We start from the raw sequence: 26,011 nt of genomic DNA on the forward strand, positions 1-26,011 counted from the left end.
AGATAGTTGTCGCATAAGTCCGGTTTTAGAATGCGTCGATTCCGTCCTTTCCTCAGCAGGTTATGCGGCGCGCCGTTGGTCAAGTTTGGACGGAGGGTTGAGCCAAACCTCGTCAGCTACCTGCCATGCGCGTGGTGCTCGTTTCCAGCGCAACGGATGGCGCTCCCGCGCCTGCGCGTAGACCTCCCGTCGCTGCCGCAGGACGTCGTCGGCGAGGCCGCTGTGGCGCTGTTCTGGTGTCACGAAGGATAGACCGCTATGCAGATGCTCGCCGTTGTACCAAGTGACGAATTTCAGCACCCATTGCCGCGCCAGTTCGATGTCCTCGAATCCATTCGGCGGGTAGCCTGGCGTGTACTTGCAAGTGCGGAACCAGGCTTCGATATGGGCATTGTCGTCCGAGACGCCGGGGCGGCTGTGCGACGGTGTGATGCCCAGCATCTCCAGCTTGGACTTGAGCGTGTGCGCCTTTTGCGCCGCGCCGTTGTCGGCGTGCAGTACCAGCGGCTTGTTGTGGGGGCGGTGTTCGCGCCAGCAAGCCCGCTCCATCAACGCTGCCGCTTCGTCGCCATCTTCACGCGCATGCACCTCCCAGGCGACCAGCTTGCGGCTGAACAGGTCGATGACAGCGTACAGATAGAAAAACATGCCGCGCACCTGGCTGGGCAAATAGGTCACGTCCCAGCTCCACACCTCGTTGGGGCCGTGGGCCACATGGCGCTGCGGTTCGGTGCTCTGGGGCGCCTTGGCGCGACCGCGATGCTGCTGTTCTTGCGCAGCACGCAGTATGCGGTAGAACGACGATTCGGACGCCAGATAGGTTCCCTCGTCGGCCAGACGCGGCACGATTTGCGCCGGTGGCAAGTCGGCGAAGCGCGCCTCGTGACAGACGTCAAGCACGCGCTGGCGCTCCTGCTCGCTCAGCTTGTGCGCCGGTGCCGGTCGGGCCGCAGCCGGTCTCGCATCGGCTCGGACCTCACCTGTGCGACGCCAGCGCTCGACGGTGCGCGCACTCAAGCCCAGTTCGGCACAAGCCAAACCAAGAGGGGCGCCATCCTGGCTGGCTTGCTCAATATCGGCGACCAACTCCTGGCGCTGCGGCAACGCAATCATGCGTCCTCGCCGTCGGTCCACAGCGCTTCGTACTTTCGGGACAGCACCAGCAGTGCCGCCGTCTCGGCCAATGCCTTCTCCTTGCGGCGCAAATCCCTTTCCAGCTCCCGGATGCGCTTCTTGTCCGTCGCGCGTTCGGTGCTGCCAGCTCGGTTCTGTCCAGCCGACAAGGCCGTGTGGACTTCAGTGCGCCAGCGTTCCAGCTGTTCCACCAGCAATCCCTTGCGACGGCAGTACGCCGCCAATTCTGCCTCGTTCAGCGGGGCCGCCTCCAGCACCACCGCGAACTTGTCGGCGGAACTCCATTGCTCGGGATTTTGCCCATCGCCAGGCACCGCGCGGCCTTGCTCGCGCGCCTGCTTGCGCCACAGGTACAGCGTGGCCTCCGGCACCCCGGTTAGCTGAGCCACTGCGGCCACAGGCTTGTTATGCGGCGCGCTCATTTGGCTGAGCGCGTGCTCTTTCTTCTCGTTGGTGTATTTCGTCATCGTAAAATCCATCGCCCCAGGGCAGATTAGAACTCCAATTGCTGGAGGCGACAACTATTTTGACAGAGGGGGAAAGTGTGTCAAAAACCAATTCGTCCGAGGACGGGGAGTTTGAACCTGCGAGGCGGAAAGCCTGAGAACGGCTCAGATACTGGGTCTGAGCCGTATTATGTCCTGGTGCCCGGGCCGGAATCGATATTTAAAACCGAGCCCGTTGTTATTGGTCTTCTACGGGATACCTGTAACGACCCACTGAATTCTTGCTCACGTCATAATTGAGGAAATTGACAGTGAGTACAAGAATGGACGAAGAGGTAAAACGATGGACAGCCAAGCGCAAGAGCGCGCTGGTGCTGGAGATCATCCAAGGTAAAACGACGGTCGCGGAGGCGAGCCGGGCCTATGACCTTGCGCCGTCGGAGGTGAAGGCCTGGGTGGACGATGGCAAGCGCGGCATGGAGAACGCGCTACGTACCAATCCGCTCGATGTGCGCGAGCAGCATAAGCGCCAGATCAAGGAGCTGCAGCGATAATGACATTGTCGAACAGATGCGCTGTCCTAATTTAAAGTCCGTTCCAAATGCGAATTAGATATGTTGATAAAAATACTATAACCAATAGAGTCCAAAACATAAAAGAGAGCGGTAGCTTATCCCGAAATAGTCTAAATTTCTTTTGCTCATCAACCCAATCAATCTGGTACTGCCAAAAAAATTTGTAATGCGCATACCAGTCACTAAAAAGAATCTGTTTACTTATTGTTGTCGCGTAGTATTCATTCTCTATCTGATGAAGTTGATCAGCAAAGTGATCAACATCATCATTGTTGTGGCTTTGGACACTTCTATATAGATCCCGCAGTTTATTGTAGAGGACAGTTAATTTATTAGCTGTATCCGCATATTTGTTCTTATTTGGCTCATAGAAAGTTATATATAAGGCAATCAGGCCAAAAACTATAAACGCAGCAGAAAGATGCTTTTCTGAAAGTTTTTCATAAATTAATGAAAATATGCCAAAAGCGGTCGAGAGAAATCCGATAAGCCCAGGGATCTTATCAACAATATCATAGGTGGCCCAATGTTTCCTGCCGCCAAAACCAACATTATAGCCAGTCTCAGCAATAGACTTAAGTAGTTGATTTTTATTCATTCGATTGGCACGTGAATGCGGTCTTTTGCCACAATCACTCCTTCTTTTTCAATGTAGCATTCGACTATGTGGTCGCCATGGAAATCGGTTTCCTCTACTATCTCTTTGTCGCCTGCATTAATAGTACCACGTGTACACTTTCTTCGGAAAGCCTCCTCTCCGCGATTTAGAACTTTCCACAGAATTTTATAATTTCCTGGTACGTCGCAAGAATCAATGTAAAAACGAAGTTTTTTCTTACGGTTCAATGGCAACCGGCGACGTAAAAATTCCCTGAGAAGGTATTCTCGAAATCCGTTCTGGGAAACTTCACACTCAATGCATAGCGAGTATCGTACGTCGACCGGCCATAAATCTTCCACAAACTGTTCGGTGGAGATGAAGTCGTGATAGCGTTCGAGAGATGCTGAAGCCTCAGACTTCGCAACTACATCGGAGAAGTCTCGTCCATAGATCTTTTGCCACTTAGCGGTTTCATTATCTTTATCGGCTGCCTCGATTGCTTTGAGCGCAAGTTCATACGCTTTCTTGGCCTGTTTTTGAAATTTAGATTTAACGCGGACTCGCTGACCACTGCCAAGCGCCGCAAAGTAGTCTTGCTGAGGTAATTCGGAAAGATATTTGAAAAAATCGCGACTCATCCAGTCGTAATATAGATAGCTCTTGTCGTCATAATCCTTGGTGTCACGTAGAAAATTATGTGCCAAAGTGTCAAGAAGCAAACCTCCCATCCCAACACCATGCTTGTTTTTCCAAGCCCTAGACATCTTGCAAAGTCGACGTAGATTTTTGTTCTTCTCCGTCACGAATTCCGTCATAGCGGAAATTTCTTCTCGGGGTTTAGTAATTTTCCAGCTGCTGCCTTTATATGTATCTGGATATTTGAAGCTTCCATCATCTAGTTCAAAAACTGGCTGTACCTCTACGTGAAAATTTTTATACAGAACGCGGACCACGAGCCGGTCAACATACATCTCAGTACGGGGATACCTCAGTTTAATTGCAGCTTTAGCTCTTTCAAGTAGAGCGCTCTGGCCGCCATTTTTGTAATTGTCCCACTGTGACGCTGGAACGATGTAGAGCATATCCAAATCCGAAATGCCCTTTATCGCCGTCCAACGACCGTAGGAACCTACTTGGAGGTTGTTTGAAGTTTTGCTTTCTGAATCCCTGAATTCCTTATTCAGGGCAGACGTTATTTCGCCGTATCGAAGTTCGATTTGCTCATCATTGTCAACTTTTAGGTTTGATAAAAATTGCTTAAACTTATTCGCAATGCTCAACGTTTGCTCTCCTTCTATCTTACGCGCAAGACGGGGAACATCGAGTTCCCACAATTTATTCTGAGTGTTGAACGCTTAGAAATAGGGCGGTGATTAGGCCTGGTTCCTGATCGGTCCCGAACGGTAACAGCGCGTGTAGTTTGCTACATTCATGCCAAGAGGATAGCACCTTTGCGCGTATGAAAGATGAGAAAAATGTAACGCCTGTAGTGTGGGGAAAACAACATTGAGTGTATGTGGCCATGAGAGCCACAAGCCCACCGTGTCCGGTGAATCAGGGTACTATTTCACCACAACAATCAATGACGAAGGTGACGAGGTGCTGGCCGGTCTTACGGTATCTGAGTCACAGTTCTTTTTATCCTTCGACCAAGCTCCTAACGACGGACAGCAGGCTTTGCAAAATGCCGACATGCTTGGCACCTAGCTCGGTCCAGCTGAACAGCCTGTTCTTTCTGCCCACAGGGATGACGCGCAGGGCGCGTTCAAGGTGGTTTGTGTCGAGCGATACCTCCGGGTCATCCAGGTAGACCGACAGGCCGATCCGGCGCTCACGGATATACGCCAGCTCCCTGAGGAAGGGACTGCTCGTCAGGAAGCCCTGCTTGTCAAACTGCTCGCGATCCAAGCGAAGAAGCGCTCGAGCATGGGTTTCGAATGCTCCTGTCGGCGCACGAGATTGGCGTGTCCCGTCAGATCATCGTCGCGAATCTGCTGTTCGATCTTGTAGAGACCAGCGATCGCATGCAGTGCCTGGTCTGAGTATTCTCACCACTGCCGCCAGCCATTCTCTCAAATCGCTGCAACCTGTTCTCACTGACCTCCGCCACCCAATCGCATTGAACGCCGCCACTCTCTCTCATTGGTCACCGCCAGCGTTCTGCTGTGGCTGCGGCCATCACCTAACGGCAGCGAAGGACTGCTTCCGCCCCAAAGCCGACCTTCATCTCCGGAGGACCATTGCCTTGGGAGTCTGTTGACTGAGTGAATGAAGTCGTGGGCCGGCCGTTCGGCCGTTGGCACCGCCGGTTTTTGCACTGAAAATCTAGACTAAAGTTTGTCGGGTTTTTTACTCGAAATCTCTTCAAACCTGTTTGCAACACCGTTGTAGAGATCAAAAACATCAACGGTCTCTCCCCGTTCAACACGTTTTGAAATCATGGTGATCGGGAAGACTATGACGGATGTGTCTTTGTATCTGAGAGCAAAATCTCTGCCGTATTCGTCTTCGACGACTACCCAATGGAAGCCCATGTCGAGGACAAACGCGTCGCCCAAGACGACCCCCATGCACTGAAGTTCGAACGTTTGGTTTGCTTTGAACATGTTCGCAGCAATAACCGCGCGCAACGTTCCCAGTTTTCCAGGTGCAGTGATATATTTTGATTCCAAGTCCGATGGGGACAAGAGCTTCTCGATGACTGCCCGCTGGTGTGCCAACACTTCTATGTCTTGTGACGATGGAAAATAAACCTTTTGATCGCTTGACATAGCTGCCCCAGAAATTAACAACAAAAACGCACAAAGTAACTTATTCAAGAGACCTCTTGGAGGTGGGAAGTTTCTTCCAATTTGGTGGTTTACGCGACTTTATCGAACGGCCGCATCTGGCCGAAAGCTGACAATCGGCAGCGCTAATTTATCTGTCGAATTTCGTACCACATTTCGAGCAATGAACAGCGGGAGAAAATGGATTTTGACTTCTATTGGTGGCACCGCATGATAAACAAAATTTGATGCCTCTCAAGTTCATAACAGTGATAAGCACTAACATTGCCATGAAAAACCATGAAAACGGTTGAGAAAAGTCAAGACGCGACGAGGCGAAGGCTCCGAACAATACTGAGGCTCCGACCACCAATACGGGGTGTATCCGCCGTTTCAAAGCTGCATTTTTACTCCAGAATAAAAATGTGGTCGATACGATTCCCAGAATTATCCATATGACCAAAAAAAAATTATAGCTGCCACTACTACTCATGATTCCTCATCTCTTAATCTGTTTAAGATACACCAATCGTTGTTGAACGATTAAATTTAGTTGTCGTAAAAAAATGTCCGTTCCTGGCCGAACTCGGCCGACGGCATTCAGGATAGCATCTTGCCCGTGTGAAAAATTCACCGATTGTCACGCCAGGCGGGAGTCGCCCCAAAGCCGTCGGTCGAGGAACGCAATCAAGATACGCGCAATACAGGTCGGTGAGTTAGGATGTGTATCAATCGATGGAGTTCTGTCTTCATCGCTGACCAATCCGAGACGCTATTATCGATTTCGATTGCACTCGCAATTTCTGGATGAAGTTGAATGCTAACATTTATGTCCTGCTGCTCGAGAAGTTCCTTTGCGTTCTTCAAAGTGCCTAATGAACCAGTTATCCACGCACTCTGAGGGGCGGAAATGAGGAGTATCGTGTCTTGAAAACTGCACTCCAATTTCTGGCGCAGATTTACAAGCGCAGTTTTTTCATATCGCGTAAAAATTGGCCCGAGAACGTAGTGTTCATCCCCCGCCGCTTCCGCATCGTATCTGTCTTGCAAGAAGCCTTCGACCGACTGACCGCTTCCGACAAATTCGACGTTACCGGAGACACTGGACACCAAATACGCATTCACACCGACGTACTGTTTCTCAACCATTCCCCGGTGCACAAAATCCTCGCTGTTTGCGCGGACGATCCAATAGTCACGGCGGGCTGACAACTCGCAGGACTGAATTACAAAAATGTCACGGCAAACACCGCTAGGCGCGCTGTTGGTTCGACTTAAAACGATAGCATGCGCATCTTCTGCAGTAATCATCTTTTTAATTCTATCCATACTTGAACCGTCAGCTTTTGGCCGCTCTCCGGCCGGTCGCGCCAGCATAGAATGCTACCACTGAGAAAACATCTACGCCGACACTCCGTTATCGCCCCATTGCGGACACTTCAAGCAGTTACTTCGCGCTAGGCAAGCCGGTCGCTGAGTAGTTGCCGAAGGTGCGGCAGCAGCTCAGCGTAGGTAGAGAGGTAGCGGTCATTGCCGACGTGGCGAGAACCGCGCGCTGCCATAAACAACTCATTTCTGACGTCAGCTAGCGTCGTCCTTGAGCGCATGCGAGCGTTCTTGGAAGCGGCTTCCAATGAGCCGAAGTGCTCGTAACCATTGAACGTCATAGCGAAGGCGAAAACAGCTTCCTTGTCCTCTACTGACGGAAGCGAATCGAGAGACAGCGCTTCATTTGAAATGGGAACAATCACAATAAATCCTTTTCGTCAGGATAAAGATACAACGCAACGTCGAAACGAATAAGCACTAAAGGTCCGCTCTTGGCCGAACCCGGCCCTTCATGCCCGCATAGCAGATGGCCAGGTTGAAATCCAGAAGTGCCCGCGACAGGCAGGTACCGACCCAAAGCGGTCAGTCATAATTCTATAATGCGGCTGATCAAAGTAATAGCCAGCTGCGCCTTTAGGTGCCTTGTGGATCAAAGTGATTAGCCAATGCGTTCAAGCGGTATCGTCCTGGGCTTTGCCCCATTATACGTTTGAAAGCGGAATTAAATGCCGTATCGGAACTGTAACCGACCTGATCTGCTACTCTGGTCAGACTCACCCCATTCCTCAATGCCGACCCAGCAACTGCCATTCTCCAGCGCAGCAGATAATCAAGCGGTGAGAAGCCTACTAGTTTTTTGAAACGTTGAGTAAACGCAGTACGTGACATCCCGATTTCAGTTGCAAGATCATTCACAGTCCACCGTCTAGCTATGTCTCCATGCATCAGGGAAAGAACAGCTCCAATTTGTTTATCTCTGATTGCACAAAACCAGCCAGCCTTAATAGGCACAGCCGCAAGGTGTTCCCGCAAAATATGGATCAATGCTAAGTTGGCAATGCTCGTCGCAGCGATTGTGTGACCTGGCCGAATTGTTTCAGTTTCGTAGGCAAGAAGATCAAGGATTGCTTTTAGCGACGTGGCAGATGGTGATATTGCTGGCAAACGGATTAATGGTGGAAGCTGGTTTAGCAATATTTCACTTGTGTCATCATCGAAGGTAAACCTTCCCCCGCTGACCACCACCTTTCCTACCCCATCGCCATAGCGAACTACCTCGTCTTTCCCTAGATACTCATGAAAGATTTGCCGACCATCTAACGGCTCTTTGTCAAGGTCAGTTGCGGTGCAATATGACAAACCATCAGTTAGGAGATAGAAGTCACCACATTCGAATTTTATCGGTGCTGAGGACGCTTCACAACTCATCCAGAAAGACCCTTCCAACACCGCGCCGAATTTGATATGGCTGTATGAAGGAAACCGCATTGCCCAAGACCCGGAGCCCTCGAACCTCGCAGTAAGCACGCTGCGAACTCTGAGCATGGAAAGAATATCTGAAAGCGGATCCAAGGCGTGACCGATCTAATAGAAATGATGTTGGATCGATTATAGATCGGTTCGAAAAATAGTGTCATGCTTGTCTCCTTAGAACTCGGAGGAACTATGAAATATGCTCAACTTGGTAACACTGGTGTTTTCGTTTCACGTCTATGTCTGGGAGCGATGACTTTCGGAGGGAGTGAAAACGCGGTTACTACCGCCATCGGGCGATTATCGCAGGACGAAACCGACAAGATTGTGATGCAGGCACTCGACGCTGGCATCAATTTTATCGATACTGCTGACGTGTATGGAGGTGGGGCGTCGGAAGAGAGGTTGGGCGAGGCGTTGAAAGGGCGCCGCCATGATGTCGTGCTAGCGACAAAAATGAGCGGCCGCGTGGGGCCCGGCCCAAATCAGATTGGTCAGTCCCGTTTGCATATCATGGAAGCCCTTGAAGGCAGCTTGAAGCGTTTGCAAACAGATCACATCGATCTATATCAGATCCATAATTTCGATCCACTTGTCCCATTGGAAGATGTGATGCGAACGCTCGACAATGTCGTTCGTCAGGGCAAGGTACGATATATCGGTTGCTCCAACTTCGCAGCCTGGCAGCTGATGAAGGCATTAGGTATCTCCGAACGAAGCGGCTACGCAAGGTTTGCATCTATCCAGTCTTTTTATTCACTGGCTGCTCGTGATATCGAGCAAGAGATCATTCCGGCACTCGAGGATCAGAAGCTTGGCCTGCTGTGCTGGAGCCCACTGGGAGGAGGGTTGCTCTCTGGTAAATTTGATCGGACCGGCTCGACTGACTCGAACTCGCGTCGAACCAAAATCCAGTTCCCTCCAGTGGATGAAGCAAAGGCATTCGATATCATCGACGTATTGAAGACTATCGCTGCACGTCATGACGCTAGCGCCGCGCAGGTCGCCCTAGCCTGGCTTCTGGCACAGCAGCAGGTCACCAGTGTCATCTCCGGTGTCAAACATCCAGATCAACTTGCCGACAACCTCGCGGCGGTGGATCTAGTGCTGAACAATGAGGACTTCGTCCAGCTTGACGAAGTGAGCCGGTCTACCCCCTCCTACCCTGGCTGGATTCAAACGTATAACGCCAAAGGACGAGTTCCAAGTGGGGAAGCATTTGATGGTAAATCGTGGCAACTGGGCGAAAAACCTATCTGAACGCAATGAAAGTCAGTGCCGATCGAATAAACAGTTGTTAGTACGCTCAATGCAAATGATGCGAACGGTATTCACAGGACGACATTAGAATGACCGCTTTTGGCCGGTACCGGCCGATGGCGTTCAGGATAGCAGCTTGCCCTCCTGCAAAGCTCACACATTCTCACCCTGGGCCGGAGCCGCCCCATTGCAGTCACGGCCACCAGAGGTTTCCTATCGCGTCTTCAAGGGTTTGCCGATGGCGATCAATTGCCACATAACGTCGTCTGGAATGCTCAGGTCTTTGCCATTCCGGGCAATCCACCCTTTTGCAATAAGGGGAGCGGCTTCCTGAAGCATCTCTGCATGCGCTGGTGCACCAAAACCCTTGAGTCCGCAGACCCTTTGCATTGTTTGATGCTTTTCGTCAGTAATGGTGTTGACATTCATGATCAATTTTCCTTACCACAAAGGTACGACCGCGACTGTAGTCGATTCGCCCAATAGTTCATGATGAGTGATCTCTACATGCCCTTTGGCGATGTTAGTTTTAACGTTGTGGCATGATAGGGGACCGCCATTTCCCCAATGAATATGCGGAGACCCAAACCCCAATTTCTGCAATTCCAATCCCACCCATTTTCTGGTCTTCACCAGATGCGCTGGAACAGAACGGCCTGTGGTACTTAAACCGCCTGCCAGAATTGGGCGAATTGCCGCCCGCTGTTCGGCTGGTATCAGTGCGCAAAGGTCAGCGAAAAAATTCTCGGCCCCGCCAGCATCAGGCATTGGAGCGTGCAACATACTGACTGCTCCTTGAAAACCCACGACTATCCCTATGCAGGGGCCAAGGCCGCTGGTGCTCAAGTCGAATGGGCTATCAACGCGGTAATCGCTTTGATCTACGTCGATCATCTCTATTTCCCTTACCATATCAAGAGGTCCTAGCCGCACACTTCAAGAGGGAAGCGCACGTTTCGGTACTTACGCCTTATTGCTTTGAGGAGTTCCAATCTCGCCCGGCTATAAAGCGGCCGTTGAAGAAATTGTGGCAAGTGCTTATGCCAATTTGGGGTGGGAACCATTGCATCAATAGTCTCTTTGTCGAAACGGATAGCGGTCATAAATAAAAGACCTGTTTTCGAACCTCCCCGGACGAAACATCTCCACGGATGCTGATCGTGTAGCACGTCCGGCGCTAGTGGAGGGGAGGCGTTCTGATTGGTTGTTACGATTGGCCCAGTCCATTCCATAATCAGCTTTGCGCCAGTGCCTTCGAAGCACTGACCTAGGCGATAGCCCGACCTGAATGCGAAACAATTGAGACCATTGTCGTTGTTTAATGGGTGCTGAGAGGCCGGGTTAAATTTTCCGGACTCCATGATGGCCTGTGCTTGTGACGCAGATGTGAAGTGGTAGAGCCTCATTGTTTTTACTTTTCCTATTCGTCTAAGCTACCGTGAATATCCGGGTTATAACTCGGGGACAAACCAGCTTCCCGTTCTTTGGTGAATTGCGCGAGCATTCTTCGATACTTCATCAACTACATGTTCGCCTGCGAGAATTTGTCGTATCCGTGCTCGACAGTATCAAACATTTCTTCCTCAGCCGCCTCAAGAAGCTCGATGCCCTTGCCGCAAAAGCCAATGCCGTAGTTGCGTGCCATGACTTTCCTAGCGCTTCTCGTTGAACGCTCGCGGCGGACGTTCAATCTCTTCAACGTTCACGACGTTGGTAAAAATGACGCTACCTGTTTGCAGAGTGCCATTGTCCAAGCGCCAAACCGTATCGGCACCATCGTGCGTAGCACCCGCTTGAAATGCGTCGACATGACTACCATCTGCTTTCGAAAAACGGTACTTAAATCCACCGACAAACTGCATGGGATACTCCAGTTCAATTTCCAGGACTGGCCCTGTGCCGGTCCTCTCAGCGCACCAGGCCCGTCTTGCGGGCCGTGGGTTGCTACTGCGGGCGAAATTCCCCCTCTACTTAAACCGAGCATATGGGTTGTCGGCGTACAACTTTCAAGTGCGAAGATGAATAATATGCAATCTTGCCTTGTCATAATACATCAGCAAAAGCTTGACGAAACCTTTCGTTCGAAACCTCAAGATAGGGATCAATATGGTCCAGCTCAGCATGCCCAAGCATGAGTTGAATGGTTTCCAGATCGTGGCCTTGTGCCAAGAGCCTAGATGCCATTGAGCGTCGACCAGAATGACTGCTTCCGCCCTTAATTCCCGCGTCCCGATACAGCTTTGTAACGTGACTTTGCAGCGCATCACAGGCCGCGTAATCGATTTGCTCGCCAGCGTAGTTGATCCGCCGCTTGCGGTTCATACTGTACTTATAGCCTTTGAAGGTCAGGATTAGCGCACTGTCTGGGCGCAAGCCCCGATATCGCTTCGGATCGTCGCTCATGCGCCAGCGCCGCTCGACCCGCAGGGTTAGATAGTCCTCAAGCGCGGCAACAAGATCACGGTTGGTCAGATACACGCACCGCTGGCGACAACCCTTTGTCACGACGGCCCGAAGCGATACTTCCTGCCGTAGCTTGCCGCTGGCGAACATAAAATCACCAACTTCAACCTGCGCTATCTCGGACACACGCATGCCCATGTGGATACCCATCATGAGCACCAGCACGTCACGTTCTGGTGCGCGGCTGGTGGCTCGAGTGGCACGGATTAGATGCCGGTACTGGCCCGGCTTTAGAACGGTGGCTTGTGCCATTGAACACCTCTGAATAGGTTGAAAACAGGTTTTATTCAGAGTGAGAATCGCGGAGACTCTTTTTCTAGTAGCACCGCATATTTCCTGCGGTACTTGGAAAAGTCCGTAGCAGCAATTTCAAACAGTCACAGGGATGCGCTGTCAACTCGCTGCTACGTCCACCGGGGAAGGCTTGGACGGACATGCACAACGCTGCAAACGCTACCCACTGCCCGGCTAAGCGCCCACAACGCGCAGCAATGCCGGCAAAGATACAGGCTCCACACACGCCTGCTCAAGAATCCAAACTTCAATCTTCGCGTGCCAAACACGAAGCAGGTCAAGCGGTCGACGAATGTAATTTTGCTCGCGCACCCCTTGCGGCGCGTGCCCTTGAATCTGCGCGGCGATACCATTCGGCATCTCGATCCACTCGCTTAATGTGGCAAATGAGCGTCGCAGGCCATGTAGGGTAAGTTGCGGCAAATTCGCCACGGCGACGGCCTCGTTATGCGCGATTCGCGGCTCTGCGATATGTCCCGATGCGGAAGCGGGACTGGAGAAGACAAAGGCATTCCTGCGCGGCAGGTTGGCCAGGAGCTGAGCAACGAAAGGAGTCAGCGGGACCATCCGAAAATCCTCGACCTTGTCGGACAGTTTGATACTGCCCCACTGGAAATTCACGTCTGTCCACTTCAGTGCAGCGAGCTCCTCGCGCCTAGCGCCGGTAAGTAGCAGAACTTGCAAGTAGGCTGCAATGACCGGGTTTCCGATCTTGCGCACTGCGCTGAACCATGACTCCAGCATCTCGCGCTGGAGAACGTCATGGCGCCGCTTCTCTTTACCCAGGCTCTCGCGCACTCGCGCGCTCTTTGTCGGATTGCTAGTGACCATGTTCGAATACGTCTTGTGCGAAGCGCACCAGTTCATGAAGGCCTTGAGCAGTCGCCATGCCAGGCGCGCGCTGGACGGACGGATCTTTGCTTCCTCTCGCGCCCAGGCTTCCACACGCTCGTTTGTCAGGTCGATGAGTCGGAGCGAGGACAAGGACCAGAGCGGACCGGCTTTCGTCAGGGCCGGACTGCGTTTTCGCGGCTGGCCACCATCCTGAATGATCTTGCGATGCGCGGCAATATGATGTTCTGACCAACCGGCTTCTCGCGTGGCAATTCGATCAGCAATGTACTCAGGCCAGACGCCGCCCAGGGTCACGGACTCCAGCAGTTGCTTTTCCTGTTCCGCCACAATGACAGCTTCCTGCAATGCGCGCGCGTCTCGCTCTGCAGCGAGCGCATCGTCGCGCACCTTTCTTGGATCTTGCCCGTTATCGAGCAGGACCTTCAGTCGCCGTGCTTCGGCCTGGGCCTTGGCAATGTCCCATGTACGAGGATCACCGATCGTCAGCCGGATGGTGGCGCCGTCCAGCTTACCCTGAAAAATATAGGACTTTGCGCCCTTCGACGTCACCCGCAAACCGAGGCCTGGTGAAGTGGTATCCCAAAGGAATGACTGACTTTTTCCCCCCTCACAGGCGAACTCTTCTACCCTACCCGCCGCGAACTTTATTTTTTTCACTATTACCTCAAGAAGACGTGCTGTGTAAGCGCCATGTAACCGCCATGTAACCCAAATGGTAGCATAACGATCAACACCCATCTGCATGAAATAAAAATGAAAACCACGTAAGCATTTGATTTATAAGAATATAATAGAAAATATCAACGCTCTTCAACAGTCCTGAATACCGACTTGCGATGATTTGTAATCATCAGGTGGCCAGTTCGAAACCGGCAGTCGGCACCAGAAATTAGCAGTAAAAATAAAGGGTTGCAGGCATAGGCTTGTAACCCTTTATTTTTTGCAGACCGGCGGCGCGCGACACTATGGCGGTCCTCGCTTCGGCGCCTGACATCGAATAGATGCCAGCCCGCGTTATGCTGGTTGCAGCTCGGATTGCGTGTTGAATACCATCAAATGCTGATGGATGCGATCCCAAGCGCTACGCAAATGCTCGAGCTTGAGGATTTTCTTCTTGCGTAGATGCCACGCCTGCACCGCCGCAATGGCGGCCTCGGCCGATTCGGCTGCGGCGTGATCGTGGCGCATGACCCAGTGCACCAAACTGAGCAGTTCCAGTCCATAGGGGTCTTCGAATCCCTCGATCAGGGCTGAGACCTGATCGACGTGTGCCGTCAACGCCGGGTCGGCGCCAAGGGCGGCTTCGGCGGCTTCAACGGCACCCTCTGTTAATTCGAGCGGCTGGTTGGGATCGTCGACCCGCGCCGCTCCCTTGGAGAAAATGAAGGTGGGTAGAGTTTGACATCCACCTCGGGCAGGTCGCGAAACGCATCGGCAATCAACGGCTCGACGTCAGCCCAGTCCAGGCCGCCATAGCCGCACCCCAGGGGAGGAACTGCGATGGAGCGTATGCCCAGCGCGCGCACCTTGGCAGTCAAGTCATGCAAGCCCTTGGCGATATCCTCGATGCGGCTTTTCGACTTCCAGTGTCCCTTGGTGGGGAAGTTGATGATCCAGCGCGGCCCGCCTACCAGGCCACCGAGATCGTAGATATGGACCTGGCCCAAGTGTACCCCGCGCGCCTTGCAGGCCGCTTTGTAGGCGCGGAACATTGTCGGGTAAGCCTGCTTGAATTGCAGCGCGATACCTTTGCCCATGACGCCTTCCGTGTTGACGGTGTTGACCAGCGCGTCCACGTCGGCGTCGAGGAGATTTCCAGTTGCGATGTTCAACATGTCAGTAGTACCACCTCTTGAAAATTTGACGGGCAGGTCCGGTGAATATGGAGCGACAATCGGGCGAGTCATTTCAGCCGTTGTGGGGTTTTCACAGCCGATTCCGATAAAGCAGCCCACGACTGAAACTTTCGGACACTGGCGACAAAGGGTGAGTTCTGGCGTAACGCGTCTGCACGCGTTGATCGTTCTTCCAGCATGGAGGCAGCATCGGCAGGATTTTTGAGAAGGTCTCGCCAGGCGTCAATGTAATCCCTGCTGCAAAGTGCATCCTGCTCCCACAAGAAAACCTGGTTATACGCCAGAGAGATCACTTCGTTCACGACCGCGGAGGACGCTGACCGTAATGCATGGGCAATCGGCTGATGCTTGGCAAAGCGACATTCCGCCAGCGCCTGAAAAGCTTCAGGCCCTCTGTGACTACCTGTTTGCTGTGGATTGCTCAACATAATAGTATTGGGAACGAAACGTCTGCACGCCGTACTGATGGTGAAGCAATCATAGCACCCACTGCTCAAAAATGATGCACCGGCCAGGTGACGCAAGCTGGCCGTGCCAGGTGCACAGAGTGATAGTAAAAGTCGTTTTATCCGCCTCTCAGCTATTTTCAGTTTAGCTGTTATTCGGCTATATTGACTTTATCTGATTGACGGATATTCGATATCTCATCTGCCCATCTTCTGCTCACCGCCGCACAGCTCGGCCAGCTACTCGTATCGGCACGCAAAGGGCGCAAACTCACCCAGGCTGCGGTAGCTACCCGCATCGGTTTGAGCCAGAATCGCATCTCTTACCTTGAGCGCCATGCCGACGAAATCAGCATCAAGCAGCTGCTCAGTTGGTGCTCGGCGCTCGGGCTGGAGCTGCACCTGGGAGAGCGCAACATTCCCGGCAGCTCGGCGGAGTGGTAGCGATGGGCCGCCGTTCGCACAGCCAAACACTACACCTGTGGGCCAACGGCGATTACGTCGGCCGGTGGACGGTCAACGCCAACGGGCGCTCCGAACTGGCGTACGACGCCGGCTGGCGCGGCGCCAAGGTTGGCCGCCCGATCTCCCTGTCGTTACCGTTCAATATGCGCAATGAGCCGCTAAAGGGCGCGAATGTCTCGAACTACTTCGAGGGCCTGCTACCGGATAGCGACATCATTCGTCAACGTATCGCGGCCCGGTTCAAGACCGGCTCGCTCAAGCCTTTCGACCTGTTAGCCGCAGTCGGCCGGGATTATGCCGGGGCTTTGCAGTTGCTGCCTGAGGGCGGAAAACCCCACGGACTTGGGCAAGTCGATGGCGTCGCCGTCGACGAGGAAGCCATCGAGCGGCACCTGCTCGAAGTGGTGAATCTGGAGCGCCACGGTGCACCGGAAGACTCCGACGACTTCCGGATTTCACTGGCCGCCGCGCAAGAGAAGGACGCATTCCTCTGGTGGCAAATGGCTCAAGCCGCGCGGTGCCACGCCGACTATGCACATCTTCAAGCTCCCCATCGGGATAGTCGGCGGAAAGCGGGCAGACTTCTCCACCTCGGTCGATAATGAATGGCTGTGCCTGCGCCTGTTCAAGGAATACGGGCTGCATGCAGCGAATGCGGAGATTGCGACGTTTGGCACGCAACGGGGGCTGGTGGTCGAACGATTCGACCGCAAGCGTTCGTCCGACGGGAGCCAGCTGTTCCGGCTTGTCCAAGCGGATTTTTGCCAGGCGACGGGAACATCCCCCGCTGTTGAAGTACGAAAATGACGGTGGGCCGGGGTTGAAACAAATGTTTACTCTTCTGCAGCAATCGCGGGAGAGTGCCGCCGACATGCACACGCTCATGGCATCGCAACTGCTGTTCTGGATGCTGCGCGCCAGACGGCCACGCCAAAAATTTCAGTATCCAGCTACTCGCCGGGGCGGGCAGGTTCAAATTGACGCCTATGTATGATGTGATGTCGGGTATCCCGTTATCGGTACCGGTCCCAACCAGTGGCCAGAGCGCAAACTCAAAATGGCGATGGCACTCTTGGGCAGCAATCGCCATTATCTGGCGCACAACATCCAGCGGCGGCACTTCAACAGCACTGCAAAAGAGGTCGGCAACGGCGCAGAGCCGCTGCTGCAGGATTTCATTGCCCGCACGCCCGCAATTGTAGAGAAGGTCCGCAGCAAGCTTCCTGCGGGGTTTTCCGAAAAGGTTGCAGACAAAATTTTGGGCGGCCTGCTTGCTGTTGCCGGTGAACTTGAAAACGTGCCGCCGGCCTCACGGTAAGACTGCCTGCGCAACTGTTGTGGAAAGATTTCATAATTTCTCACCAATATTGTGCGATTGCCATGCTGGATAATGGCGCACACAAAATAATGAACCAAAGTGGTGCATTTTGGAATTTATTGTTATTTTAATTGAAATTTACCGTATTTAATTTTCTGGCTTGGTTTTTGCATACCCTTTAATTCATAAGGAGGGGATCACCATGGCAAATCCACAAGCAATCGTAGAACTCACGCACGAGGTACGCAAACTGGCCACCAGCAAGATAGGTGACATCAACGAGATCAATCGCGAAGCCAATTTCCTGGCGCTCAATGCATTGATCGAAGCGGCGCGGGCGGGCGCCTCCGGACGCGGCTTTGCCGTGGTGGCGAACCAGGTCAGGCATGTGTCGCAACGCATCGGCGAAGTGACCGACGCCCTTAACAAGGAACTGGTCGGTTCGCTCTCGAGCCTGACCGCGCTCGGCGACTTGATGATCGGCCGCATGCAGTCGCATGAGGGCCAGCGCTGCGCCGACCTGGCGCTCAACATGATCGACATCATCGACCGCAACCTGTACGAGCGCTCGTGCGATGTGCGCTGGTGGGCCACCGATTCGGCGCTGGTGGCAAGCCTGGACGATGCCAGTGCGCAGGCAAGCGCACATGCTTCGCGGCGCCTGTCGGTAATCCTCGACAGCTATACGGTGTACAAGGATATCTGGGTGCTCGATGCCGACGGCATGATCATTGCCAACGGTCGCCCCGAGCAGTATCCGGTGGTCGGCCGCAATGTCGCCAGGGCCCCATGGTTCAGTGACGCACTGAATACGGCCAGCGGCGAGGAGTATGTCGCCCATGACGTGTGCACTACGTCGCTGCTGCAGAACGCCCAGGTGGCCACCTACGCGACCGCCATCCGCGAGGGCGGCGCAACGCACGGCAAGGTGCTCGGGGCACTGGTGATCTTTTTCGACTGGGCGCCGCAGGCGCTGGCCGTGGTCCAGGGCGTACGCCTGACCGATGCGGAATGGGCGCGTACGCGCTGCATGATCCTCGATTCCTCGTTCCGCGTGCTGGCCAGTTCCGATGGCAAGGGCGTCCTTACCGAGATGTTCCCGCTACGCGCCGACCAGCGCCGCGCCGGCTTTTACCAGGATGGCGATATGACGGTCTCGTTCGCCGCCACGCCCGGCTACGAGACGTACGCGGGACTGGGCTGGTATGGGGTGGTGTGCCAGCTTACGGAGACCCGCAATTAATCCGATCGTGTCGTGACCATTGGATAGTTTTCCTACCGTCAATTTTTCATATGATGCCCTCGGCAATTGTGCTGATTAATGGATTTCTACATGAAAAACAAACTGGCAATCGCGGCGGTGTAAACATTGATGACCGCTTGCGACCCTCACTGAAAGGAAATCAACTTTCTCGCTCGATACGAGCGGCTCGACGTTTGTGGTCGGTGGCATCTACACGAAAAATAAATCCTACTCCCCCATGAAAACCCGCCCACCACCAGTGCGCGGGTTTTTTAAATTCACGCAACGCTTGACGCAATGTGACATCTGTCACATCATTGCCATACTCGTCACAAGAAAGCTTGCCATGTCCATCCCCTCCATCACCGAACTGACCCTGCTCAAAGCCCTGTGGCGCCACCAGCCGCTGAGCGCGCGCGAACTGCATGAGCACGTCGAGGAAGAGCTGGGCTGGTCTTACTCTTCCACCCGCAAGACGCTCGAACGCATGCTGGAAAAGCGCATGGTCGCGCAGCAAATGAGCCATGGCGTGCAGGTCTATGAAGCGGTGCTGGAAAAGGTCGATACGCTGGCCGCGTTCGCCCGCGACTTCGGCAAGCGCGTGATGGAAATCGATACGCCGTTGCCGGTGATGATGTTCACCGGCAGCAAGCTGGTGGATGAGCAGGAACTCGATCAGCTCGAACAACTGCTGCAACACTGGCCCGATGATGCGGACGGCGCGCCATGATGCCGATCGATCTCGATATCGTCCTGGCGCGCCTGCTGCTGGCCGCCGCCGGCTCATTGGCGGCCGGCGGCGCGGTGTGGGCCGTGGCCGTGTTGTGCCGGCGTACCCTGCCGGCGCTGGCGCAGCAGCGTTCGCTGTGGCTGAGCGGGCAGGTGGCGGTGGCTGCAGTATTCCTGGCAATGCTGTGGCCGCCAGCCGAAAGCTTGCGCGTGATGCCGATCATCGAGATCGTCGAACCGGCAGCGGCGCCGATGCCTGCCACACCGGCATCTGCCGAAGCCCACGCTGCGATGGCGGCTGCGCCCGCGCCAGGCCTGGGGCTGACGTCCAGCGCTGCCGACCGGCCGCTGTCAGCGTGGGTGCGCGATGCCGGGCGCGCGTGGCTGGTGCTGTATCTGCTGGGCCTGTTACACACGCTGTGGCGCTGGCAGCGCGCCCAGCGTTTGCTTGAGGCGCTCGCTGCCAGTGGTCGTGCGCTGGGGGCGTCGGAACATGCCGGCTTTGCGCAGCACACAACGGCGCAGGTGTCGCCACTGGCCGTGGTCGAAGTGGATGTGGCGATGTCGCCGATGCTGCTGGGCTTGTTCCGGCCGCGCCTGCTGCTGCCGCGCCATTTACGGGGTTTCGATACGCTCCAGCAGCAGCTGATTGTCGAGCACGAATTGACGCACTGGCGCCGCCGCGACCTGCACTGGAGCGCAGCGGCGCTCTTGCTGCAAAGCCTGTTCTGGTTCAATCCCTTCATGCGGCTGCTGGGCGCGCGCCTGGGCTGGGCGCAGGAATTCGGCTGCGACCGCGATGTGCTGCGCGGCCGGCCGCCAGCCGAGCGCAAGGCGTATGCGGCGGCGCTGGTGGCGCAACTCAAGCTCCAGTACCGCCCGGCCGGCATGGCGCTGGCGTTTGGCGCCAGCGAGGCCAATGGTGGCCACGCCCCCACGCTGGCCGCCCGCATCGGCTTGATCCGTACACCAGCCACGGCGCGTGGCGCCTGGTCGCGCTGGGTGGCGCTGGGCAGCCTGGCGGCGGTGGCCATTGCCAACTTCGCGCTGCAACCGGCGCTGGCCTGGCAGGCGGCCGAGCCCGCCATCGAACCGGTGCGCTTGCTGGCGCGCCACAGCCCGGATATCGCCGCCGCACAGCCCATCGCGACGGCGTCGGCAACGCTCGACTGCACCATGATGGTCGATGCCGCCAGCGGTGCTGCGCTGGTGCGCGAGGGTACGTGCGACGCCAGCGTCACGCCCGCTTCGACGTTCAAGATCGCCATCAGCCTGATGGGCTTTGACAGCGGCGTGCTGCGCGACGACCATGCGCCATACCTGCCGTACAAGGCCAGCTATGCGTCGCCCAACCCGTCCTGGCGCCATGGCACCGATCCGGCCGGCTGGCTGCGTGAATCGATCGTCTGGTACTCGCAGCAAGTGACCAAGCGCCTTGGTCCGGCCAGCGTGCGCGGCTATGTGCAGGCCTTCGACTACGGCAACCGCAACCTGGCCAGCGTGGCCGGCGTGGACGATGCCGTCGCCGTTTCCGAACTGTCCCCCACGTTGCGCATAACCCCGCAACAGCAGACCGACTTCCTGCGCAAGGTGGTCAACCGCGAACTGGCGGTGTCGCAGCAGGCGTATGACGTGACCGCGCGCCTGCTCAAGGTCGACGCGGCGCCGAACGGCTGGGAAGTCCACGGCAAGACCGGCACCGCACCCGTGCGGCTGGCGAACGGCCGCGCGGACCGGGACAACAACATCGGCTGGTTTGTCGGCTGGACCGTCAGGGACGGCCGCAAGCTCGTGTTCGCGCGGCTGATGCAGCATCCGGTCACATCGGAGAGCTATGCCGGACTGAAGACGCGCGAAGCATTCCTGGGCGAACTGGCGCAACGCTCGCTCTGATGCACCCCTCAGTGCTGGCGTGGCTGGGCCTGGCAGCGCTGCCGCTGTGTGCCTCTGCGCAGGATGATGGCACGCCGAGCGTGACCATCACCGCCAGCAAGGACACGATCATCCGCAAGGTGGACAAGACCGTGGTGGACGTCTCCACCATGGCCAGGGCGCAGAACGGCACGGCGCAGGATGTATTGCAATCGACACCGGAATTGTCGGTCGCCGCCGACGGCACGATCTCGGTCAGGGGCAATGCCAATGTCACGGTGCTGGTCGATGGCAAGCCCAGCGCGATGCTGGCCGGCGACGAGCGCGCCGTGGCGCTGCAAACCATGACCGGCGCCGACATCGCCAGCGTGGAGGTGATCACCAATCCGTCGGCGGCCTACCACGCCAATGGCGGCGCCATCGTCAATATCGTCCTCAAACGCCAGCGCCGCCCGGGCGCGCACGCGCAATGGCGCGCCAGCGCAGCCAATCAGGGGCTGTGGAATGCCGGCGCCTCGGGCGACCTTACCTCCGGCAAGCTCAGCGTCAATGGCAGCGTGGCTTACCGGCGCGACGGCACCCAAAAATTCCGCCAGTCCACGGTTGACTGGACCAACCCGCAGGGCGGCGCTGCCGGACAGACCAGGCAGACATCGTCGGTGTTCGTGCGCCGCATCGTGCACAGCGCCGGCCTGGGCATAGCCTACGCGCTCAGCGATACTGACAGCCTGAGCCTCTCCGCGCACCACAACCAGCGCCGCTCGCGGCCGTGGCTCGACGTGCTCAACGAGAACACCACGACTACCGGGCAGACGATTTTTCACCGCCTCTCCACCGGTCCCAACCAGCAGGCCGACCACGACGCCAGCCTCGCCTATACCCGCCAGGGAACAGGTTCGGTGCTCAAGGCGGTGCTGGCGCGCAGCAGCATGCGCAGCCTGGTCGATAAATCGTACAGCGATGTGTACCTGGAACCGCTGCGCGCCAGCAGCGACAGTCGCGGCGCCACCAGGGTGGCGCGCCGGCTCGACCAGGCCACGCTGGACTGGACCCGCGTATCGGCACTTGGCCAGTGGGGCATGGGCGTCGATGTGCAGGACGAAGTCAACGACCTCGCCAATTATCAAGCCGTGGTCGATCGCGCTGCAGGCTCCGAAACGCCCGATCCCGCCACCACCAACGGCTACGCGGTAGCGACCACGCTCACCGCCGCCTATCTCACCGACAAGATCAGGCGCGGCCGGTGGGAAGTGCTGCTCGGTGGCCGCCTCGAGCGCATGGCGCTGCACATCACGCCCGCACTAGGTGTACCACAGACCGGACGCTGGCACGCCTTCAATCCCAGCCTGCACGGCATCTACACGCTGAGCGAGAGGATCGACCTCACGCTCGGCTACCGCCGCAGCTTGCAACGGCCCGATCCGCGCGACCTCAATCCGTTTTCCACGTACATCGATGCGCACAACCTCAGTCGCGGCAATCCGGGACTGCAGCCGCAACGGCTGACCTCGTGGGAACTGGGCGCCAACCTCCAGGCCGGCCGCGTGAGCGCCAGCATGAGCACGTTCTACCGAATCAGCCGCGACACGGTCATCGACGCCCGCAGTTTCAACGCCAACAACGTGCTGGTCACGTCGCGCCAGAACGGCGGCCGGGCCCGCTCCACCGGCGTAACCGGCTCGCTCGACTGGACGCCATTCCCCGCGTGGCGCCTGGGACTGGACGGCGGCGCGTATGCCGTGCTGCTCGAGTCGCCCGATTTGTACGGCCACGTCCGTCAGCATGACGTGGCCGGCTACCTGAAACTGCGCGCCGGCTATCGCGCGGGACAAGACGACCTGTCGCTCGACGCCCAGTGGCAGTCGGCCGGCATCACACCGCTGGGCGGTTATGGCGCCACCAGCAGCGTCAACGCCACCTGGAAACACGAACTGACCGGCACGCTGAGCCTGACCGTCAACGCCAACGACATCTTCGACGGCAGCCGGCGCAGCTATCGCACCGATGCGAGCACCTTGCGCCAGCGCGGCGTCGATCATTTCGTGGCGCGGCGGTGGTATGTGGGGTTGGTGAAAAGGTTCGGTTGATTTCGGTTCAACTTCCAGTTGGTATCCTGCGTCTCACCTTTTAGTCCCTGTGTATCGTATCCACGAACGTCAACTTGATCTTGGTTCGTATATATACGAAAATGAACTACGATATCCAATACTATTTGAATTCGAATGTGGTGAATGTTGCTGGGAAATGGCTGCGTTCGCTGCGCGACCCTATCGCTAAAGCCAAGATTACAAAGCGGATTTCGCGTTTTGAGCACGGTAACTTTGGCGACCACAAGCCTTGTCGTGAAGGGGTCTGGGAAATGCGCGTTGATGAAGGGCCTGGGTATCGCGTCTACTATGCATTTTCAGGTAGGCAAATAATTCTGCTGTTATGCGGCGGTGATAAAACAACGCAAGACGCCGATATCAACACGGCAGTTTCATACTGGGAAGATTGGAAAGAAAGGCAACAAGATGACCAAAAAAAATCGTAGCAGCCAGCCACACGACGAAGTCGTCGCCGACATGCTGCAAACGGATCCTGCATTCCGGGCTGCCTTGATTAACGAGGTGATGAGTGATGGCGAGTACGGCGATATGCTGATCCTGTTGCGTCAGCTTACCCTCGCCGAGGGCGGGATGAAAATCATCGCACAGCGAACCGGCTTGAACGAAACTGCTTTGTACCGTTTGATGTCGGCAGAAGGCAATCCCAGCCTGAAGAATTTTTCAAAAGTACTCAGCGCGCTGAACCTGCAGCTTGCTGTCACGGCCAAGCACGGCGGTGTTGCTGCCTGAATTAGCTTTACTCGACTAAGGCGCCACCACCTTCCCATACTGCCGCACCAACTCCGCCAGCCTGCGTGTGGAATTGTCGCCCCACCAGGTCCAGACAGCCTCCACTTGCTCGCGGTGCTGCTGGTGGTAGGCGGTGCTGGCCGACAGCCAGGCGGTCGAGGTGCGCAGCGGGATCGGCAGACGGACCAGGTTGGCGCCCTGGCGCGCGGCCACTGACGCATCGGCGGCATCAGGGTTGGAGACGGCGATGGTAAAGCCGTCCACACGGCGCAGCATCAGCTTTTCCATGTTGCTGGAGGCATCGGCCGAACCATCGTCAACCTTGTAGCCATCGGCGCGCAGCTGGTCACCCAGCGACGAGGACTGGTTAGAGGCCAGGATGCGGTTGCGGAAATAGTCGCCTGGAACAGTACTTGCCGACAGGCCATCGGCAGCGCGGACGTACACCACGGCAGTCAGTCGCATGCCGCGCCGCGTGTCGGGCAGGCCGGCGGCGGTGCGCGGCAGGGCCGAATACGGTGTTTCGTTATCGCGCAAATCGACCAGGGCGAAATCGATGCTGCCATTGGTGAGCGCAAGCTTGATGCGGGCTGGCGGCAGGCGCACCAGCGCGGGCGTGCAACCGGTGGCGTGCACCGCCTGCCGCAGCAGTTCGGCGCCGGCCCCCGGTGCGTCCGGTATGGCGGGGCCGTTGCCGAGGTAATACGGCGGCCGGTCACGGTCGGGATACGCCACGCGCACCACGCAATCGCTGGCGCACACTTGGCCGCACAATGCCAACAAGGCGGCTGATGCCAGGACTTTCATACTCACACTCCAATTGAAGGACGCGAGTATAAAGGCAGTTGAACATAATGACCAAATCGGCAAGCGGGCGGCGATTGCTCGCCGCCCGCCGTAGCGTGCTACCCGATCATGCGATCAGCCGTTACGACTTGGCAAAGGCCAGGAAGTCGGCGTTGAATTTTTCCTTGTGCGTATCGGTCAGGCCGTGCGGCGCGCCCGGATACACGATCAGCTTGGAACCCTTGATCAGCGCAGCCGAGGCCTTGCCGGCAGCGTCGATCGGCACGATCTGGTCATCGTCGCCGTGGATCACCAGGGTCGGCTTGTCGAATTTTTTCAGGTCGTCGCGGAAGTCGGTTTCCGAGAAGGCCTTGATCGAGTCATAGGTATTCTTGTGGCCGGCCTGCATGCCCTGGGCGTACCACGAGTTGATCAGGCCTTGCGACGGCTTGGCGCCGGCACGGTTGAAACCGTAGAACGGGCCCGACGCCAGGTCCAGGTACAGCTGCGCCCGGTTGGCGACCGATGCGGCGCGGATGCCGTCGAACACTTCGATCGGCAGGCCGCCCGGGTTGGTGGCGGTCTTGAGCATCAACGGCGGCACGGCCGAAATCAAGCCGAGCTTGGCGATACGCCTGGTGCCGTGGCGGCCGACGTAACGGGCCACTTCGCCGCCGCCGGTGGAAAAGCCGGCCAGGATGATATTTTTCAAATCCAGCGTCTCGATCAGCTGCGCCAAGTCGTCGGCGTAGTGGTCCATGTCATTGCCGTCCCATGGCTGGCTCGAACGGCCGTGGCCGCGACGGTCATGGGTAATCACGCGGAAGCCGTTATTGGCCAGGTGGAAAGCGGCCGACTCCCAGCTGTCGGCGTTGAGCGGCCAGCCGTGGCTGAGCACGACCGGTTGACCGGTGCGCGGACCCCAGTCCTTGTAATAGATCTCGACGCCGTCGCGGGTGGTGATGGTGCTGACGGTATGCGCGACCGGGCCGGCGTTTTTCACGGAGGCAGCTTCGGCACTGCCAGCCACGGCGGTCAGCGGGATGGCCACGGCGGCAGCGGCGGCACCAACGCTGTTGAACAAGGCCGAACGACGGGAAAGGCTGACTTCCTGGGTTTGATGAACGTTGCTCATGATCTGCTCCTGAAATTTAATAGTAAACGATTTGATAGCGCACTATGTTTGCCCTTGCTACAGTCACAAGTGCAGCGCCGATGTGTGCAATATATATTGCGCGCTATTTGATAGCAAGCTATTTTA

General features: G+C 56.3%; 28 protein-coding genes and 2 pseudogenes. 10 read left to right on the forward strand and 20 right to left on the reverse strand.

From position 1 onward, the window contains the following. Positions 1-60: 60 nt before the first annotated feature. Positions 61-1,601, reverse strand: a protein-coding gene (locus SR858_RS25255) for an IS3 family transposase (protein ID WP_407654684.1) whose coding sequence is annotated in 2 segments (ribosomal slippage) — positions 61-1,145 and positions 1,145-1,601 — 1,542 coding nt in all. Because the reading frame shifts where the segments join, the coding sequence is not laid out codon by codon here. Between the two features lie 290 nt (positions 1,602-1,891). Between SR858_RS25255 and SR858_RS25260 the strand changes: the two genes are divergently transcribed. Beyond that, a complete protein-coding gene (locus tag SR858_RS25260; protein ID WP_026637861.1) occupies positions 1,892-2,134 on the forward strand; it encodes a DUF1153 domain-containing protein in 243 nt (80 codons plus the stop codon). Between the two features lie 31 nt (positions 2,135-2,165). On the opposite strand, the gene SR858_RS25265 is transcribed toward SR858_RS25260, so the two are convergent. The 8 genes and pseudogenes from SR858_RS25265 to SR858_RS25295 form a co-directional block, all read right to left on the reverse strand. Next, positions 2,166-2,753 (reverse strand): SLATT domain-containing protein, encoded by a 588-nt coding sequence (locus tag SR858_RS25265; protein WP_084670250.1) that lies wholly within the window; start codon positions 2,751-2,753, stop codon positions 2,166-2,168. Next, entirely contained in the window at positions 2,750-4,036 is a 1,287-nt protein-coding gene (locus SR858_RS25270; RefSeq protein WP_084670251.1) for an SMODS domain-containing nucleotidyltransferase, read from the reverse strand. Before SR858_RS25270 ends, SR858_RS25265 begins: the two co-directional genes overlap by 4 nt. A gap of 376 nt (positions 4,037-4,412) precedes the next feature. Further along, positions 4,413-4,664 (reverse strand): annotated as a pseudogene (locus SR858_RS25275) (IS66 family transposase); the annotation flags it as partial. Further along, complete coding sequence (locus SR858_RS27810; protein ID WP_154820169.1) at positions 4,628-4,786, reverse strand: IS66 family transposase; 159 nt, start codon at positions 4,784-4,786, stop codon at positions 4,628-4,630. The pseudogene SR858_RS25275 and the gene SR858_RS27810, both read right to left, overlap by 37 nt. Positions 4,787-5,086: 300 nt before the next feature. Beyond that, positions 5,087-5,575: a DUF3806 domain-containing protein gene (locus SR858_RS25280; protein ID WP_322534114.1), complete on the reverse strand. Its 489-nt coding sequence runs from the start codon at positions 5,573-5,575 to the stop codon at positions 5,087-5,089. A gap of 636 nt (positions 5,576-6,211) precedes the next feature. After that, positions 6,212-6,835 (reverse strand): hypothetical protein, encoded by a 624-nt coding sequence (locus tag SR858_RS25285; protein WP_322534116.1) that lies wholly within the window; start codon positions 6,833-6,835, stop codon positions 6,212-6,214. A gap of 146 nt (positions 6,836-6,981) precedes the next feature. Next, complete coding sequence (locus SR858_RS25290) at positions 6,982-7,275, reverse strand: hypothetical protein (RefSeq protein ID WP_026637640.1); 294 nt, start codon at positions 7,273-7,275, stop codon at positions 6,982-6,984. A gap of 211 nt (positions 7,276-7,486) precedes the next feature. Then, positions 7,487-8,425 carry an AraC family transcriptional regulator gene (locus SR858_RS25295; protein ID WP_084670133.1) on the reverse strand — a complete coding sequence of 313 codons (939 nt, stop codon included), beginning with the start codon at positions 8,423-8,425 and terminating at the stop codon, positions 7,487-7,489. 93 nt (positions 8,426-8,518) lie between these two features. On the opposite strand from SR858_RS25295, the gene SR858_RS25300 reads away from it, so the two are divergent. Then, complete coding sequence (locus SR858_RS25300; protein WP_026637641.1) at positions 8,519-9,586, forward strand: aldo/keto reductase; 1,068 nt, start codon at positions 8,519-8,521, stop codon at positions 9,584-9,586. Between the two features lie 213 nt (positions 9,587-9,799). Here the strand turns inward: SR858_RS25300 and SR858_RS25305 are convergent, their stop codons facing one another. The 9 genes from SR858_RS25305 to SR858_RS25345 all read right to left on the reverse strand — a co-directional run bounded on the left by SR858_RS25305 (position 9,800) and on the right by SR858_RS25345 (position 15,482). After that, positions 9,800-10,015 (reverse strand): hypothetical protein, encoded by a 216-nt coding sequence (locus SR858_RS25305; RefSeq protein WP_019923889.1) that lies wholly within the window; start codon positions 10,013-10,015, stop codon positions 9,800-9,802. A 12-nt stretch (positions 10,016-10,027) separates the two neighbouring features. Next, positions 10,028-10,480, reverse strand: coding sequence for a hypothetical protein (locus SR858_RS25310; protein WP_154820089.1), 453 nt, complete (start codon positions 10,478-10,480; stop codon positions 10,028-10,030). Positions 10,481-11,108: 628 nt separating this feature from the next. Then, positions 11,109-11,231, reverse strand: coding sequence for a hypothetical protein (locus tag SR858_RS25315; protein ID WP_019923890.1), 123 nt, complete (start codon positions 11,229-11,231; stop codon positions 11,109-11,111). 7 nt (positions 11,232-11,238) lie between these two features. After that, complete coding sequence (locus SR858_RS25320) at positions 11,239-11,448, reverse strand: hypothetical protein (RefSeq protein WP_154820090.1); 210 nt, start codon at positions 11,446-11,448, stop codon at positions 11,239-11,241. A 181-nt stretch (positions 11,449-11,629) separates the two neighbouring features. Then, positions 11,630-12,301: a tyrosine-type recombinase/integrase gene (locus SR858_RS25325; protein ID WP_019923891.1), complete on the reverse strand. Its 672-nt coding sequence runs from the start codon at positions 12,299-12,301 to the stop codon at positions 11,630-11,632. A 216-nt stretch (positions 12,302-12,517) separates the two neighbouring features. Further along, the gene (locus tag SR858_RS25330; protein WP_019923892.1) at positions 12,518-13,855 is read right to left on the reverse strand and encodes a tyrosine-type recombinase/integrase; all 1,338 of its coding nucleotides are present in this window, start codon (positions 13,853-13,855) and stop codon (positions 12,518-12,520) included. 357 nt (positions 13,856-14,212) lie between these two features. Beyond that, positions 14,213-14,476: a hypothetical protein gene (locus SR858_RS25335; RefSeq protein WP_026637642.1), complete on the reverse strand. Its 264-nt coding sequence runs from the start codon at positions 14,474-14,476 to the stop codon at positions 14,213-14,215. 50 nt (positions 14,477-14,526) lie between these two features. After that, the gene (locus SR858_RS25340; RefSeq protein WP_051120384.1) at positions 14,527-15,033 is read right to left on the reverse strand and encodes a macro domain-containing protein; all 507 of its coding nucleotides are present in this window, start codon (positions 15,031-15,033) and stop codon (positions 14,527-14,529) included. Between the two features lie 68 nt (positions 15,034-15,101). After that, complete coding sequence (locus tag SR858_RS25345; RefSeq protein ID WP_154820091.1) at positions 15,102-15,482, reverse strand: hypothetical protein; 381 nt, start codon at positions 15,480-15,482, stop codon at positions 15,102-15,104. Between the two features lie 204 nt (positions 15,483-15,686). On the opposite strand from SR858_RS25345, the gene SR858_RS25350 reads away from it, so the two are divergent. The 8 genes and pseudogenes from SR858_RS25350 (at position 15,687) to SR858_RS25385 (ending at position 23,964) form a co-directional block, all read left to right on the forward strand. Next, positions 15,687-15,944, forward strand: coding sequence for a helix-turn-helix domain-containing protein (locus tag SR858_RS25350; RefSeq protein ID WP_026637643.1), 258 nt, complete (start codon positions 15,687-15,689; stop codon positions 15,942-15,944). Positions 15,945-15,946: 2 nt separating this feature from the next. Then, positions 15,947-17,283, forward strand: a pseudogene (locus SR858_RS25355) (HipA domain-containing protein). A gap of 202 nt (positions 17,284-17,485) precedes the next feature. Beyond that, positions 17,486-18,526, forward strand: coding sequence for a methyl-accepting chemotaxis protein (locus SR858_RS25360; protein ID WP_019923894.1), 1,041 nt, complete (start codon positions 17,486-17,488; stop codon positions 18,524-18,526). Positions 18,527-18,872: 346 nt separating this feature from the next. Then, entirely contained in the window at positions 18,873-19,256 is a 384-nt protein-coding gene (locus SR858_RS25365; protein ID WP_019923895.1) for a BlaI/MecI/CopY family transcriptional regulator, read from the forward strand. Then, entirely contained in the window at positions 19,253-21,148 is a 1,896-nt protein-coding gene (locus SR858_RS25370) for a M56 family metallopeptidase (protein WP_019923896.1), read from the forward strand. Before SR858_RS25365 ends, SR858_RS25370 begins: the two co-directional genes overlap by 4 nt. Then, positions 21,148-23,214, forward strand: coding sequence for a TonB-dependent receptor (locus SR858_RS25375; RefSeq protein WP_084670135.1), 2,067 nt, complete (start codon positions 21,148-21,150; stop codon positions 23,212-23,214). The genes SR858_RS25370 and SR858_RS25375 overlap by 1 nt, the downstream gene beginning before the upstream one ends. A gap of 101 nt (positions 23,215-23,315) precedes the next feature. Then, on the forward strand, positions 23,316-23,660 hold the full coding sequence (locus SR858_RS25380) for a type II toxin-antitoxin system RelE/ParE family toxin (protein ID WP_026637644.1): 345 nt from the start codon (positions 23,316-23,318) through the stop codon (positions 23,658-23,660). Further along, positions 23,641-23,964, forward strand: a complete 324-nt coding sequence (locus SR858_RS25385) for a helix-turn-helix domain-containing transcriptional regulator (RefSeq protein ID WP_019923898.1) — start codon at positions 23,641-23,643, stop codon at positions 23,962-23,964. Before SR858_RS25380 ends, SR858_RS25385 begins: the two co-directional genes overlap by 20 nt. A 15-nt stretch (positions 23,965-23,979) precedes the next feature. On the opposite strand, the gene SR858_RS25390 is transcribed toward SR858_RS25385, so the two are convergent. Together SR858_RS25390 and SR858_RS25395 are read right to left on the reverse strand one after the other, a co-directional pair. Then, entirely contained in the window at positions 23,980-24,771 is a 792-nt protein-coding gene (locus tag SR858_RS25390) for a hypothetical protein (RefSeq protein ID WP_019923899.1), read from the reverse strand. Between the two features lie 121 nt (positions 24,772-24,892). After that, complete coding sequence (locus SR858_RS25395) at positions 24,893-25,885, reverse strand: alpha/beta fold hydrolase (RefSeq protein ID WP_322534118.1); 993 nt, start codon at positions 25,883-25,885, stop codon at positions 24,893-24,895. Between the last annotated feature and the right edge of the window lie 126 nt (positions 25,886-26,011).

Source organism: Duganella zoogloeoides (assembly GCF_034479515.1).
GTDB classification, from domain to species: Bacteria; Pseudomonadota; Gammaproteobacteria; order Burkholderiales; family Burkholderiaceae_D; genus Rugamonas; species Rugamonas zoogloeoides.